The organism is Pseudomonas syringae pv. tomato str. DC3000, assembly GCF_000007805.1.
In the GTDB taxonomy this organism is placed as follows: Bacteria; Pseudomonadota; Gammaproteobacteria; order Pseudomonadales; family Pseudomonadaceae; genus Aquipseudomonas; species Aquipseudomonas avellanae.
The window spans coordinates 2,781,363-2,794,171 of the sequence record NC_004578.1 but is presented as its reverse complement, the minus strand read 5'-3'; the positions used below and the strand labels follow the sequence as shown (position 1 = coordinate 2,794,171).

At 61.0% G+C, this 12,809-nt stretch carries 14 protein-coding genes; 12 read left to right on the top strand and 2 right to left on the bottom strand.

Annotation, left to right across the window (positions count from 1 at the left end; genetic code table 11):
- Nucleotides 1-296 precede the first annotated feature (296 nt).
- The 5 genes from PSPTO_RS13115 (at nucleotide 297) to PSPTO_RS13095 (ending at nucleotide 3,192) form a co-directional block, all read left to right on the top strand.
- Entirely contained in the window at nucleotides 297-581 is a 285-nt protein-coding gene (locus PSPTO_RS13115) for a hypothetical protein (protein ID WP_011104063.1), read from the top strand.
- Nucleotides 582-718: 137 nt separating this feature from the next.
- A complete protein-coding gene (locus PSPTO_RS13110; protein WP_007246648.1) occupies nucleotides 719-1,060 on the top strand; it encodes an FKBP-type peptidyl-prolyl cis-trans isomerase in 342 nt (113 codons plus the stop codon).
- A gap of 130 nt (nucleotides 1,061-1,190) precedes the next feature.
- Entirely contained in the window at nucleotides 1,191-1,418 is a 228-nt protein-coding gene (locus PSPTO_RS13105) for a hypothetical protein (RefSeq protein WP_003383427.1), read from the top strand.
- A 41-nt stretch (nucleotides 1,419-1,459) separates the two neighbouring features.
- Nucleotides 1,460-2,164, top strand: a complete 705-nt coding sequence (locus PSPTO_RS13100; protein WP_044393213.1) for a YoaK family protein — start codon at nucleotides 1,460-1,462, stop codon at nucleotides 2,162-2,164.
- Between the two features lie 65 nt (nucleotides 2,165-2,229).
- On the top strand, nucleotides 2,230-3,192 hold the full coding sequence (locus PSPTO_RS13095) for a class I SAM-dependent methyltransferase (RefSeq protein WP_011104060.1): 963 nt from the start codon (nucleotides 2,230-2,232) through the stop codon (nucleotides 3,190-3,192).
- A 68-nt stretch (nucleotides 3,193-3,260) separates the two neighbouring features.
- On the opposite strand, the gene PSPTO_RS13090 is transcribed toward PSPTO_RS13095, so the two are convergent.
- Nucleotides 3,261-4,880 carry a methyl-accepting chemotaxis protein gene (locus PSPTO_RS13090; RefSeq protein ID WP_046463594.1) on the bottom strand — a complete coding sequence of 540 codons (1,620 nt, stop codon included), beginning with the start codon at nucleotides 4,878-4,880 and terminating at the stop codon, nucleotides 3,261-3,263.
- Nucleotides 4,881-5,083: 203 nt separating this feature from the next.
- Nucleotides 5,084-5,923, bottom strand: a complete 840-nt coding sequence (locus PSPTO_RS13085) for an IclR family transcriptional regulator (RefSeq protein WP_011104058.1) — start codon at nucleotides 5,921-5,923, stop codon at nucleotides 5,084-5,086.
- A 241-nt stretch (nucleotides 5,924-6,164) separates the two neighbouring features.
- Here PSPTO_RS13085 and PSPTO_RS13080 point away from each other — a divergent pair, with 241 nt between their 5' ends.
- The 7 genes from PSPTO_RS13080 to PSPTO_RS13050 are packed head-to-tail and all read left to right on the top strand — an operon-like array spanning nucleotide 6,165 to nucleotide 12,783.
- Nucleotides 6,165-7,193 (top strand): ABC transporter ATP-binding protein, encoded by a 1,029-nt coding sequence (locus PSPTO_RS13080; RefSeq protein ID WP_011104057.1) that lies wholly within the window; start codon nucleotides 6,165-6,167, stop codon nucleotides 7,191-7,193.
- On the top strand, nucleotides 7,190-8,062 hold the full coding sequence (locus PSPTO_RS13075; protein WP_007246654.1) for an ABC transporter permease: 873 nt from the start codon (nucleotides 7,190-7,192) through the stop codon (nucleotides 8,060-8,062). The genes PSPTO_RS13080 and PSPTO_RS13075 overlap by 4 nt, the downstream gene beginning before the upstream one ends.
- A 3-nt stretch (nucleotides 8,063-8,065) precedes the next feature.
- Nucleotides 8,066-8,860 carry an ABC transporter permease gene (locus PSPTO_RS13070; RefSeq protein ID WP_003383453.1) on the top strand — a complete coding sequence of 265 codons (795 nt, stop codon included), beginning with the start codon at nucleotides 8,066-8,068 and terminating at the stop codon, nucleotides 8,858-8,860.
- A 14-nt stretch (nucleotides 8,861-8,874) separates the two neighbouring features.
- Nucleotides 8,875-9,165 carry a (2Fe-2S)-binding protein gene (locus PSPTO_RS13065; protein WP_007246655.1) on the top strand — a complete coding sequence of 97 codons (291 nt, stop codon included), beginning with the start codon at nucleotides 8,875-8,877 and terminating at the stop codon, nucleotides 9,163-9,165.
- Nucleotides 9,162-10,553, top strand: a complete 1,392-nt coding sequence (locus tag PSPTO_RS13060; RefSeq protein ID WP_011104056.1) for an NAD(P)/FAD-dependent oxidoreductase — start codon at nucleotides 9,162-9,164, stop codon at nucleotides 10,551-10,553. Before PSPTO_RS13065 ends, PSPTO_RS13060 begins: the two co-directional genes overlap by 4 nt.
- Nucleotides 10,550-11,734, top strand: coding sequence for an NAD(P)/FAD-dependent oxidoreductase (locus PSPTO_RS13055; protein ID WP_011104055.1), 1,185 nt, complete (start codon nucleotides 10,550-10,552; stop codon nucleotides 11,732-11,734). Before PSPTO_RS13060 ends, PSPTO_RS13055 begins: the two co-directional genes overlap by 4 nt.
- Entirely contained in the window at nucleotides 11,731-12,783 is a 1,053-nt protein-coding gene (locus PSPTO_RS13050) for an ABC transporter substrate-binding protein (protein WP_011104054.1), read from the top strand. Before PSPTO_RS13055 ends, PSPTO_RS13050 begins: the two co-directional genes overlap by 4 nt.
- Nucleotides 12,784-12,809: the final 26 nt, after the last annotated feature.

Sequence of the window (12,809 nt, the reverse complement as noted above, 5' to 3'; positions counted from 1 at the left end):
TGCGTCCTGCCAGCGCGGGGCGACGTTTTGCCGCACCTTCAGACACGACCAGTTGTCTGACAACGGCAGAAGCCGGGTAGCTGATGCAGACCATTTGTTTTAAAATGTTTCCATAACGTCAGGCATGTGCAGCGCACTTCGTGGACTGTTCCACAGTACGAACGCACTGTTCGCCTGACCAGAATCATAAAAAGAAAGCCCGTCATAGACGGGCTTTTTTCGTTTTCAGCTTTTGTATTCGGTGCCGCCGAGCATCGCAAGCATTCCGTTTTATTAACATTTGAGGTGATATCCCTATGCTGCGTATTGTTGTCGTTCATCTGTTCCAGTGGTTCAAGCGCCTGTCGTCCGCCCTGCTCTCGCGCGGCCCGAATGATAACTACTCGCGCAGTTTCACACGGGAAAACGATGAGGAAGGAGGCCGCTGGACGTTCGTCTCGATTGCCATCGTGCTGACCCTCAGCCTTTATTGCCTGGCAGGCCTGGGCTACTACGCCAAGACCAACATCTGGGACGGCTTCACTGAGCAGCAGAAAGAGAACATCGCCCAGGCCATGGTGGTCAGTTCGCAGAATCTCTGACACACACCGTGATTGGCCTGCAACGGGGAAGCGAAAGCTTCCCCGTTTTTGTTTGATCAGCTTGTCATCGAATCGCTTTTCTGCGAGAAAGCCTTCCCGCGACATTCACTGAGCACGCTGTACCCGGAAGCCCCGCAATGAGTAAAGCACTACAGATTACCGATCTGCACATCGGTGAAGGCAAAGCAGCGGTCAAGGGTGCGTTGATCACCACTCATTACACCGGAACCCTGGAAGACGGCACAGTGTTCGACTCTTCGCACGAGCGCGGCAAACCGTTCCAGTGCGTGATCGGCACCGGGCGCGTTATCAAAGGCTGGGATCAAGGCCTTATTGGCATGAAGGTGGGCGGCAAGCGCACACTGTTCGTCCCCGCCCATCTGGCCTATGGCGACAGGACCATCGGCGCGCACATCAAGCCGGGCGCTGACCTTAAGTTTGAAATAGAGCTGCTTGAAGTGTTGACGCGCGATGATTGAGCGCCCTGCCTTGTAGATCACCTTGAATCGGCCGATAACTCCAAGGCTCAGGCATCAGCCTGATTGCTTGTTATCGCGGAAAAAGCGATGCTCCGGGTATGGAATTCAAGGTCTTGGCACAGGAACATGTATGGCGCTCAATAAGTCGACCCAGGAGCTGAAGCGGCACTTGAAAGGGACAGCAACCAACCTCGAGAGCACGGCAGAAGAAATTCTCAAGCTCGCTTCACAAATGAAGGATGTTGACGTCACTGCGATCTTGCAGATGGTCAATCGGCTTTACAGCGATGCCGACCAGCTCAAGGCTTACGCAGACGAGGTCAGGGCGAAAAGAATAGTCCGCGCCAAGCCGCTATAAACCGCTGAAGCCGCTGTTTCAACTGGTCCAGAGGACCTGCGATGCTGCCACCTCCCATAAATGCCAGCGCCAGCCCACGGCAGTTGCACCTGCAGAAATGGCGTGGCAGAGTCGGCATGTGCCTGGTGGCGAGCCTGTCGGTGCTGGCAGGCATGACCGATGCCATCGGCTTCATGGCCACCGGCGATTTCGTCTCGTTCATGAGCGGCAACACCACGCGCCTTGCGGTGGCGATCAGTGATGGCGATTTGAGCGTCACACTCCGTCTGGCCCTGGCCATCTTTGCGTTTATTGCCGGCAATGCACTGGGCGTTGTCGTTGCGCGCCTGGGCAACCGGCGCGCCCTGCCCTTACTGCTGGCTATCGCCACGCTGTTGTGTGCCGCTGCGGCGTGGCCGTTGGCGAACAATATGCTTGCCCTGATCTGGGCGATTCTGGCGATGGGCATGCTCAACGCCGCTGTCGAGCAGGTCAACGGGCTGCCGGTGGGCCTGACCTACGTGACCGGCGCGCTGTCGCGACTGGGGCGCGGTCTGGGCCGCTGGATGCTCGGCGAACGCCGGGATGGCTGGCGCATTCAACTGGTCCCGTGGGCCGGGATGTTCATTGGCGCAGTGATCGGCGCGTTGCTTGAACATCGTCTGGGGCTCAATGCCTTGCTGGTCAGCGCCAGCCTGTCAGCGTTAATGGCGCTGGTGTCGCTGAAAATCCCGCATCGCTGGCAACGTCAGTACATGCCGCGCTGAACCTCATGATTCCCATTCGCTGAAATACGTTTACCATACGCCGCCTTTCATAACCGACCTTCGTCATGACCCCTGAAGCACTCGCGATTCTGCAACAGCACCTGCTCGATACCCTGAGCGAGGTACCCGATGAAACCCGCCGCCTGTTCCACGGCCGTGGTCGCGTGTGGCCGGGGCTGGAGCACATTACGGTCGACTGGATGCAGGGCGTGGTGCTGGTTTCGGTGTTCAAGGAGCCGCAAGAGTCCGAACTGGACGCATTGACGCACCAGTTGAACGCGCTGATCGAAACGCCCCAATGGCAAAAAAGCCAGGCTCACACCCTGCTGCTGCAACACCGCTACCTGCCACAAAGCACAACGCAATGGCTGACCGGCGAGGTCGTGGATGAATGGGTCATCAGCGAAAACGGCCTGCGTTACAAGGTTGACTTCGGCAAGAAGCAGAACAGCGGGCTGTTTCTGGACATGCGCTACGGCCGTGAATGGGTGCAGGCCCAGGCAAAGGGCAAGCGCATCCTGAATCTGTTCGCCTACACCTGCGGCTTCTCGGTTGCGGCAATTGCCGGTGGAGCCGACCATGTGGTGAACCTGGACATGGCCCGTGCGGCGCTGAATCGCGGCCGCGAAAACCATAGGCTCAACGACCACGATCTGAGCCGGGTGACGTTTCTGGGGCATGACCTGTTCAAGTCCTGGGCCAAGGTGACTCGCTCGGGGCCTTACGACCTGATCATCGTCGACCCGCCCTCCTTCCAGAAAGGCAGTTTTATGCTCGACAAGGACTACCAACGGGTCCTGCGTCGCCTGCCCGAATTGCTTGAAGAGGACGGGCAGGTGCTGGCGTGCATGAACGACCCCGCGTTGGGGCCGGACTTTCTGATTCAGCACACCGCAATCGAAGCGCCCTGCCTGCGCTTTGAGCAACGCCTCGAAAACCCGCCGGAATTTCCGGATGCACGAGTCGACGGCGGCTTGAAGGCGCTGGTGTTCAAGGCTGAAGGCTTGAGTCGCACCGGCTGGGCTTAAGCCCCGTAGCAATGTTCAAGCCTTCAAGCCGGCTCTGATCATGCGACAACCTGTGCGTATTTAGCAGATCACGCACTCAGGCGCGAGATCACATCGTTGAGGCCCGCTGAAAGCCCTTTCAGTTCATGGCTGGCGTTCTGCGTGCGTTTGACGTTGTCCTGATTGGTCACGGCAATGGCGGTGATTTCAGTCAGGTTGCGCGAGATGTCTTCTGCCACAGAGGTCTGCTCTTCGGCAGCCGTGGCGATCTGGCGATTCATGTCGCGGATGTTTTCCACTGCCACGGTAATGCGCTGCAGCGTTGCGCCTGCATGGGTGACCTGCTCGACACTTTCTTCGCTGCGCGCCTGACCGCCCTGAATGGCCTGCACCGCATCGCTGGCACCGGTCTGCACTGAACTGATGATCTGATTGATCTCGGCCGTGGACACCGCAGTACGCTGTGCCAATGTGCGGACTTCATCCGCCACCACAGCAAAACCGCGCCCGGCATCACCTGCTCGTGCAGCTTCGATGGCAGCGTTGAGCGCCAGCAGGTTGGTCTGATCAGCGATACCGCGAATCACTTCCAGCACCTTGCCGATGCGACCGCTGTCTGTTTCCAGGCGTTGAATGACGTTGGCGGTAGAGGAAATTTCGCTGCGCATCCGGGTGATGGTGTCGATGGTCGACTGCATGACCCTCTCGCCGTCCTGCGCGCTTTGGTCTGCTTCATCCGCAGCACGTGCGGCGTGTGCAGCATGGCGAGCCACTTCCTGAGCCGTGGCGGACATCTCGGTCATGGCGGTAGCCACCTGATCGGTACGCTCGAATTGCTCGTGAGTGCCTTGGGCCATCAATTCGGCAATGGCATTCAACTCGCCGCCGGCGGTGTCGAGGTCGGTGGTGCTGCGCTTCAGGCGGCTGAAGGTATCGGCGAGAAAGTCACGCAGCGTGTTCGCTGCAACGGCCAGGCGGCCAAGTTCGTCCTGGCGCGTCACGTCGACCCGCGCAGCAAACTTGCCTTCACTTAACTGGGCGACGTATTCGATAAGCATGCGAATCGGCGCAACCAGGTTGCGGTTGACAATCCACAGCGCCAACAAGCCGACCAGCAGCGCGGAGACCAGCATCACCACGGTGCCAGTCAGGATCGTCCGGTCCGCTTGCTGGCTGATCGCAATCGACTGAGCATCGCTGGCCCTGTGCAACTCACCGACCAGCCTGGCCATCTGCTCGCTGGTTGGCCGGTCTACCCCTTTGACCGCGGCATCACCAACGGTGGCATCGTTGCCCGCCGCGATGAACACATCACGGCCGCTGCGATAGGCCGTGCCCAGCGTGCGGTGTGCCTGTTGCAAAGCCTGTACTTCATTTTTCAGCGATGCGTCGGCGCCTTCCAGATCGGCCAAAAGGCCCAACGTGCCTTGGACCTTGCGCTCCTGCTCCTCGAACTTCGCCCAGAACGTGTCCCGATCCGCCGGGGCCTTGCCGCGCAGCAGAACGTTTTTCCACTCCTGAACCTGAACCTTGAACTCCAGGTTGGCTTCATCGATCAACTGCGATGCACGGACCGGACCTTCAATGAGGCTGCGATAGGACTGCACGTTGCCGGAAAGAAAGTTGAAGCAGGCCAGCGCAATAATCAGCACCAGCACAAGGCTGCCGCCGAGCAAGCCCAGGATTTGAAGCCTCAGGGATTTGGACATCGTGATGATCTCTGGAGAAAAACGGGTCTGCGCCAGCGCGCAGAATATGACAAGCCTCATCTCTTACGACCGAGCTAGACAGCTCGGCATGTATGGCTCTATGAGATCATCATCGGCTTCCGCCAATTTTTCTTTAAGAACAGCGACGATCGGTAGAGATGTCAGAGATACGTCAAAAAAACGCCAAAGAAAGAGTAAAGCCCCTAGCCCGCCTGCCCGAACACCTGGCTGGGCCTTCGCAGCAACGGATCAAACGGGTTGATCTTCGCTCCGATCGCCGTTGCCTCGCGCTTGAGCAGTTCTACCACGGTCATCAGGCGGTCAGACCCTAACCGGTCGGTGATGGTCGCGACGCTGAGCGCCGCCACGGCACGACCGTTGCGGTCAAGGATCGGCACCGCCAGCCCGGCCATGCCTGGCAGCGCGCCGGTGTTGCGCCCCGCATAACCGAGACGTCGCACATTCTCGACCTCAGAGCGCAGAAACACCTCGTCATACAGATGAAAATCCTTGAGCCGTGGCAGGTTGTAAGCGATGACCGTTTCGCGTTCGTCCTCTGGCAGAAACGCAAGAATCGCCAGGCTGCCCTGCCCCACACCCAGTGCGACTCGGCCACCGATGTCGCCGGTAAAGGTGCGGATCGGGTATGGGCCTTCGCTGCGGTCCAGGCAAATGGCATCAAAACCACTGCGCGCGAGCAGAAACAGCGAGTCGCCCAGCGATGCCGACAGACGCAACAGGCTGGGCCGCACCACGTCGCGCAGGTTGCCGGTATTGCCCGCGCGCGCCGCCAAAGCGAAGAACTCGATGCTCAAGCGATAGCGCTTGCTGAGCAGGTCCTGCTCGACCATGCCTTCGTCCATGAGGCTGCGCAGCAAACGATGTGTGGTGGGTTGTGACAGACCGACCCGCTGGGCCAGTTGCGTAACCCGCTCGCCACCTTCGCCGCACTCGCCCAGGCAGCGCAGTACGGCAAACAGGCGCGAAACAGCCCCGACACCCACCTCTGCAGGCGCACTATTCCGATCAGCGGAATTATTCATGGCTATACCTCATTAACTTTCCACTCATAGAACTAATTAAAAGAAAGATGTTATTCAGTGAAATTCCTTGTTGAGCCCACCTTAGCCTTCGTCCTACTCTCAGTCCACAGGGGCGATTTGAACAATCATCGGTAGCCGACTCAGAGCGAGCACCAACGTCCACAGAACTGCATGACTTCATTTCGCATCTGCCCATGACAAACGCGTGCTTCGGCGCGCATGCACAAAGGTGGAAGCAGGCATGGCATTTCTGCAGCTCGAAGGTCTCTCCAAACGCTATGGCTCTATAGACGCTGTGGTTGCCACCCACCTGAGTGTGGACAAGGGCGAATTCGTTTCACTGCTCGGCCCTTCCGGCTGTGGCAAAACCACCACGTTGCAAATGATCGCAGGCTTCGTTGAGGTCAGTGACGGGCGCATCGTGCTCGACGGCCGTGACATCACTCATGCCAAACCGAGCAGCCGAGGGCTTGGCGTGGTGTTTCAGAGTTATGCGCTGTTCCCGCACATGACCGTGGCCGACAACGTGGCGTTCGGCCTGCGTATGCGCAAGGTCGCCAAAGCAGAATTGCAACAACGGGTCAGCAAGGTACTCGCGCTGGTGCGTCTTGATCAGCACGCCGAGCGCTACCCCCGCGAGCTGTCAGGCGGACAACGGCAGCGGGTCGCGCTGGCCCGGGCGTTGGTGATCGAGCCGCCGGTGTTGCTGCTGGATGAGCCACTGTCGAACCTGGATGCCAACCTGCGCGAAGAAATGCAGTTCGAGATTCGCCGTATTCAGAACGAAGTGGGCATTACCACGCTGATGGTCACCCACGATCAGGCCGAAGCCCTGTCGATCAGCGACCGGGTGGTAGTCATGCAGGCCGGGCGCATCACTCAGATCGACGCGCCTTACACGCTTTACGAGCACCCGCGCACGCGCTTTATCTCGGGCTTTGTCGGCAAGGCCAACATGGTGCAAGGCGATCTGGACAGCAGCGGCACCCCGCAGATTCGCCAGTTGCCCGGTGACGGCGCGCTGACCCTGAGCCTGCGCCCGGAGAAAATCGACCTGGTCGCACCCGGTTGCGGGCGTCTGTCAGGCCGTATCACCACGCGCTACTTCCTCGGCAGCCAATGGCTGTATCGCATTCAGACCGGCATCGGTGAACTGACCGTGGTGCGTCGCAACGACGGGCAAGCCCCGCTGGAGCAAGGCGCAGCAGTCGGCATGGACTGGCCGGCCGAGTTGCTGCGTGTACTGGATGCCGACGAGGTGCGTGCATGAGTCTGTTGACCGAAATGCGTCAGGGCGGTCGCGGCTACTGGCTGTCAGCCCCGGCACTGGCGCTGTACATCGGCCTGCTGGTATTGCCGCTGGGCCTGACCCTGCTGCTGTCATTCAACGTGTTCGACTATCAGGTCGGGGTGAAAAGCGACGCCTACACGTTGGCCAATTACACGGCGGTGCTTACCGATTCGTATTTCTATGAAATCTTCCTGCGCACCTTCTGGATCAGTGCGCTGGTCACGCTGCTGTGCGTGCTGATAGGCGTACCGGAAGCCTACATTCTGAGCCGTATGGGCGCCCCGTGGCGCTCGATTTTCCTGATTCTGATCCTCACGCCATTATTGATTTCAGTGGTGGTCCGGGCCTTTGGCTGGAGCCTGTTGCTGGGCGCTGACGGTCTGATCAATCAGGCCATCCAGTTCATGGGCGGTCGCCCGGTGAAACTGCTTTACACGCCTTTCGCGGTGATCATCGCGCTGGTGCACGTGATGCTGCCGTTCATGATCATTCCGGTCTGGACCTCGCTGCAGAAGCTCGACCCCACCGCCGAGCAGGCCGCGCTGTCACTGGGGGCCAGTCAGGCCAAGGTGATGCGCCTGATCGTCCTGCCACAGGTCATGCCCGGTGTGTTGTCCGGCTCGTTGATTGTCTTCGGCCTGGCGGCCAGTTCGTTTGCCATTCCCGGCCTGCTCGGCGGTCGACGCCTGAAGATGGTCGCCACGGTGATCTACGACCAATACCTCTCGGAACTCAACTGGCCGATGGGCGCGACCCTGGCGGTGGCGCTGCTGCTGGTCAATCTGCTAGTGATGCTGTCCTGGAACCGCATGCTCGAAGGCCGTTACAAGAAAACCCTGGGGGAATGATCCATGTCCAAGAACGGTCCGTTGGCCCTGTCGTTTCATGCCTTGGTGGTGATCTTCATGATGGCCCCGCTGGTCGTGGTGTGCCTGGTGGCGTTTACCCCGGAAAACACCCTGAGCCTGCCCACCACCGACTTCTCGCTGCGCTGGTTCAAGGCAGTGTTCGAGCGGGCCGACTTTATCGACTCGTTCTACAACAGCCTGTTGCTGGCGTTCGTGTCGGCGACCCTGGCCACGCTGATCGCCGTGCCCGCTGCGCTGGCAATCACCCGGCATACATTTCCGGGGCGTAACTTCTTCAATGCCCTGTTTCTTTCGCCAATCATCATTCCGCACCTGGTGCTGGGCGTGGCAATGCTGCGCCTGTTCGCGCTGATGGGCGTGAACGGCAGCTTTACCTGGCTGATCTTCGCCCACGTGCTGGTGATCACGCCCTACGTGTTGCGTCTGGTACTGGCAGCGGCAATCGGCATCGACCGCAGCGCCGAACAGGCTGCCGAGTCGCTGGGTGCAAGCCGCTTCACGCTGTTTCGGCAGATCACCCTGCCGATGATCCTGCCCGGCGTGGCTGGCGGCTGGTTGCTGGCGTTCATCAACAGTTTCGATGAAGTCACGTTGTCGATCTTCGTCACCTCACCTGCGACGCAGACCCTGCCGGTGCGCATGTACGTCTACGCCACCGAATCCATCGACCCGATGATGGCCGCCGTGTCGGCGCTGGTCATCGCCCTCACCGCCGCCACCATGATCCTGCTTGATCGGGTCTATGGGCTGGATCGTGTGCTGGTCGGCAAACACTAACCCGGAGCTCGGTTATGGCATTGCTCAAGCGACTGGTCGAACGCGACCGCCCGGCCCTCTCTTTCACCCTCGATGGGATGCCTGCCAGTGGCCTGCTGGGTGACACCTTGCTAACGGCAGTGCTGACCGCCAGCGAGCACCTGCGTGGCAGTGATTTCAGCGCTGAACCGCGCGCCGGGTTCTGCATGATGGGTGCCTGCCAGGACTGCTGGGTGCGGCTGGGTGATGGCCAGCGGGTACGTGCCTGCTCGACGTTGCTGGAGGCCGGTCAGGCAGTGATTCGCGAACCGGGGCGACGGGCATGAGCGCCGGCAACGTTGCGATCATCGGCGCAGGCCCGGCAGGCATTCGCGCCGCGCAAACGCTGCTGGCTCAAGGCATCAAGGCGTGCCTGATCGATGAAGGCCTGCGCGGTGGCGGGCAGATCTATCGCCGCCAGCCGGAAAACTTCCAGCGTTCGGCCAAGGCACTTTACGGCCTTGAAAGTGCCAAGGCTGTCGCGGTCCACCAGACCCTTGATACGCTGGCAGAGCAGATTGACTACCGCCCGCAAACGCTGGTCTGGAACGCTGAAGACCACCGACTCGATACGCTGCGCAACGGCATGGCCGACAGCATTGATTTCAGCCGACTGATCGTCGCCACCGGTGCCACCGACCGCATTCTGCCGGTTCCAGGCTGGACCCTGCCCGGTGTTTACAGCCTGGGGGCGGCGCAGATCGCCTTGAAATATCAGGGCTGCGCGATTGGCGAAAGCGTAGTGTTCTGCGGCAGCGGCCCGCTGTTGTATCTGGTGGCCTATCAATACGCAAAGGCTGGCGCGAACGTGGTGGCGGTGCTCGACAGCGCGCCGTTTTCGGCCCAGTGCAAGGCGCTGCCTGCGCTGCTGGGCCAACCGGCGACGCTGGCCAAGGGCGTGTATTACCGCGCTTGGCTGAGCGCCCGGGGCATCCCGGTTCATCAGAATGCGCAACTGACGCGCATAGAGGGCGAACAGCGCGTAAACGGCATCCACTGGGCGCGCAACGGCACGCCAGGCCACCTGACCTGCGATGCGGTGGCGTTTGCCCATGCGCTGCGCAGCGAGACCCAACTGGCCGATCTGCTGGGTTGCGAATTCAGTTGGAGCCCTTTGAACCGTGCCTGGCTGCCTACCCGCGATGACTGCGGGCGCAGCAGCGTGGCAGGCGTGTACCTGGCAGGCGATGGCGCCGGAATCATGGGCGCCGATGCGGCGGAAATGGCCGGAGAGCTGGCCGCTCTTGGCCTGCTGCAGGACTGCGGTGTCGAGGTGGACGGCCTGCGTGTCAATGAGCTGAAAGCCGGATTGCGGCGCATCGAACGCTTTCGTCATGGCCTGGAAACAGCGTTTCCGTTTCCCGAAGACTGGGCCGCCAAGGTGCCGGATGAAACCGTGGTGTGTCGCTGCGAAGAAGTGACCGCAGGCGAGATTCGCAGCACCGTGCAAGACGGTCACTGGCAGATCAATCGGGTCAAGGCCATGTGCCGGGTCGGCATGGGCCGCTGCCAGGGCCGCATGTGTGGCCTGGCAGCGGTCGAGATCATTGCGCGTGAGAGCGGACGCCCGGTACAGCAGGTCGGTCGCTTGCGCGGCCAGGCCCCTATCAAACCGCTGCCGTTCGGCGTGGAGGTGCAGTCAGTGGACAGGCAGTCCGTGGAGAGGCAACCATGAGCTCGCTGATTGAAACCGATGTGGTTGTCATCGGCGGCGGCATTGTCGGCTCGTCGGCAGCCCTGAGCCTCGCACTCAAAGGCCAGTGCGTTGCCCTGCTGGAGCGTGATTTCTGTGGCTCGCACTCCAGCGGCGTCAACTACGGCGGCGTGCGCCGTCAGGGTCGGCCCCTGTCGCAGTTGCCCCTGTCTCAACGGGCGCACCAGATCTGGGGCGGCCTGCGTGAGTTGATCGGCATCGACGGTGAATACCAGCGCTCCGGCCATCTCAAGCTGGCGCGCAGCGAACACGACATGAATGCCTTGCGTGCCTATGCGCAAGCCAGTCAGGGTTTTGGCCTGGACCTGCAATTGCTGGATCGCGAGCAACTACGCGCCCGTTACCCCTGGGCGGGCGATGTAGCCGTCGGTGCGTCGCTGTGTGCTGACGACGGACACGCCAATCCGCGTCTGGTATCGCCCGCCTTTGCCCGCGCCGCTCGCCAGGCAGGAGCGCAAGTGTTCGAGCAAGCAGCGGTGAGCGAGGTCAGCCATGACGGCAGCGCTTTTATCGTCAGTACTGCCGATGGCCTGAAGGTGCGGGCACCCTGGCTGCTCAACTGCGCAGGTGCCTGGGCTGGCGCGCTGGCGGCGCAGTTCAACGAACCGGTGCCAATGTATTCGGGGCATCCAGCAATGCTGGTCACCGAACCGCTGCCAATGTTCATGGACGTCAGCACCGGGGTCGAAGGCGGCGGCATCTACGCCCGGCAAGTGGCGCGCGGCAATTGCGTGCTCGGCGGTGGTCAGGGCTTCGCGATTGACCCGGCACGCGCCAGACCCGGCCAGGCAGCGGTGCTCGACATCCTGCGCAATGCCGTCGAGCTTTACCCGCCGCTGGCCGGTGCCCAGGCCATCCGCACCTGGAGCGGCACCGAAGGCTACTTGCCGGATCGCGAACCGGTACTTGGGCCAAGCCTGACCCAGCCCGGTCTGTTGCACGGTTTCGGTTTTGCCGGAGCAGGTTTCCAGATCGGCCCGGCGGCAGGCGAAGCGCTGGCCGAATGGGTCTGCACGGGCGCGTCGCTGATCTCGCTTGAGACTTTTTCGATTGGCCGGTTCCGGCAACCACCCATTCCACTCACCGCTAATGCACCCGTTTCGAACGTCATCCCATTGCACAGAGGAAGGTCGTCCCTATGAAAAGCACCAAACGTCTCGCCCTCACCGGAGTGTCTTGCCTGCCATTGGCAGCCGCCCTGTTCTGTATGCCTGCTCAGGCCGAAACCACGTTGTACCTGGGCATGAACGGCGGGACCATGGAGCGGCTGTATGCCGATCAGGTGCTACCCGCGTTCGAGAAAGCCAACAACGTCAAGGTGGTCATCGTGCCCGGCACCTCGGCCGACATCCTCGCCAAGGTCCAGGCCAGCAAGGACAACCCGCAGATGCATGTGATCTTTCTCGACGACGGCATCATGTATCGGGCCATTTCCATGGGGCTGTGCGACACCCTGCAACCCAGCGACAGCCTTGCCGACCTGCCGGCAAAAGCCAAAATCAAGGAACAGGCCGCGGCCGTCAGCCTGGGCGTGACCGGCCTGGCCTATAACACGCGCATGTTCAAGGAAAAGGGCTGGAGCGCGCCGACCTCGTGGATGGACCTGGCGGATAAACGCTTCAAGGACAAGGTGGTGTTCCAGTCGCTGGCCTCGTCGACCTTCGGCCTGCACGGTTTTCTGATGTTCAACCGCATTCAGGGCGGCAGCGAGAAAGACGTCGAGCCGGGTTTCAAGGCCTGGCCAAAGACCGTCGGCCCGAACGTGCTGGAATACATTGCCAGTTCGGCGAAGATCTCCGAGATGGTGCAGACCGACGAAGCCGCGCTGTTCCCGTTGACGCCCACTCAAGTGACCGCTTTGAAGATCAAGGGCGTGCCGGTGGAATACGCCTCTCCCAAGGAGGGCGGCGTGGTCTTGAACGTGGCTGAATGCGCAATCGCCAAGAACAATCAGCCTGAGCTGGCGCAAAAGCTCGCGGCGTATCTGCTGACCCCGCAAGCGCAGGCACCGGCGCTGGAGTTCGGCGACCAGATCCCGTCCAACCCGAAAACCCCGACCACCGACAAGACCCGCCCTCAGGTCGAGGCGATGGAAAAGTACCTGGAAACGGCGGTGACTATCGACTGGGATCAGGTCAATCAGATCCGTCCGGAGTGGAATGCGCGCTGGAGCCGCAGCATCGAGCGATAGGAAGTTGCTGACCTGAGCGCCGCTCG

Coding starts and splice junctions, on each gene's coding strand:
- PSPTO_RS13115 (WP_011104063.1), top strand. CDS start 297: ATGCTGCGTATTGTTGTCGTTCATCTGTTCCAGTGGTTCAAGCGCCTG.
- PSPTO_RS13110 (WP_007246648.1), top strand. CDS start 719: ATGAGTAAAGCACTACAGATTACCGATCTGCACATCGGTGAAGGCAAA.
- PSPTO_RS13105 (WP_003383427.1), top strand. CDS start 1,191: ATGGCGCTCAATAAGTCGACCCAGGAGCTGAAGCGGCACTTGAAAGGG.
- PSPTO_RS13100 (WP_044393213.1), top strand. CDS start 1,460: ATGCTGCCACCTCCCATAAATGCCAGCGCCAGCCCACGGCAGTTGCAC.
- PSPTO_RS13095 (WP_011104060.1), top strand. CDS start 2,230: ATGACCCCTGAAGCACTCGCGATTCTGCAACAGCACCTGCTCGATACC.
- PSPTO_RS13090 (WP_046463594.1), bottom strand. CDS start 4,880: ATGTCCAAATCCCTGAGGCTTCAAATCCTGGGCTTGCTCGGCGGCAGC.
- PSPTO_RS13085 (WP_011104058.1), bottom strand. CDS start 5,923: ATGAATAATTCCGCTGATCGGAATAGTGCGCCTGCAGAGGTGGGTGTC.
- PSPTO_RS13080 (WP_011104057.1), top strand. CDS start 6,165: ATGGCATTTCTGCAGCTCGAAGGTCTCTCCAAACGCTATGGCTCTATA.
- PSPTO_RS13075 (WP_007246654.1), top strand. CDS start 7,190: ATGAGTCTGTTGACCGAAATGCGTCAGGGCGGTCGCGGCTACTGGCTG.
- PSPTO_RS13070 (WP_003383453.1), top strand. CDS start 8,066: ATGTCCAAGAACGGTCCGTTGGCCCTGTCGTTTCATGCCTTGGTGGTG.
- PSPTO_RS13065 (WP_007246655.1), top strand. CDS start 8,875: ATGGCATTGCTCAAGCGACTGGTCGAACGCGACCGCCCGGCCCTCTCT.
- PSPTO_RS13060 (WP_011104056.1), top strand. CDS start 9,162: ATGAGCGCCGGCAACGTTGCGATCATCGGCGCAGGCCCGGCAGGCATT.
- PSPTO_RS13055 (WP_011104055.1), top strand. CDS start 10,550: ATGAGCTCGCTGATTGAAACCGATGTGGTTGTCATCGGCGGCGGCATT.
- PSPTO_RS13050 (WP_011104054.1), top strand. CDS start 11,731: ATGAAAAGCACCAAACGTCTCGCCCTCACCGGAGTGTCTTGCCTGCCA.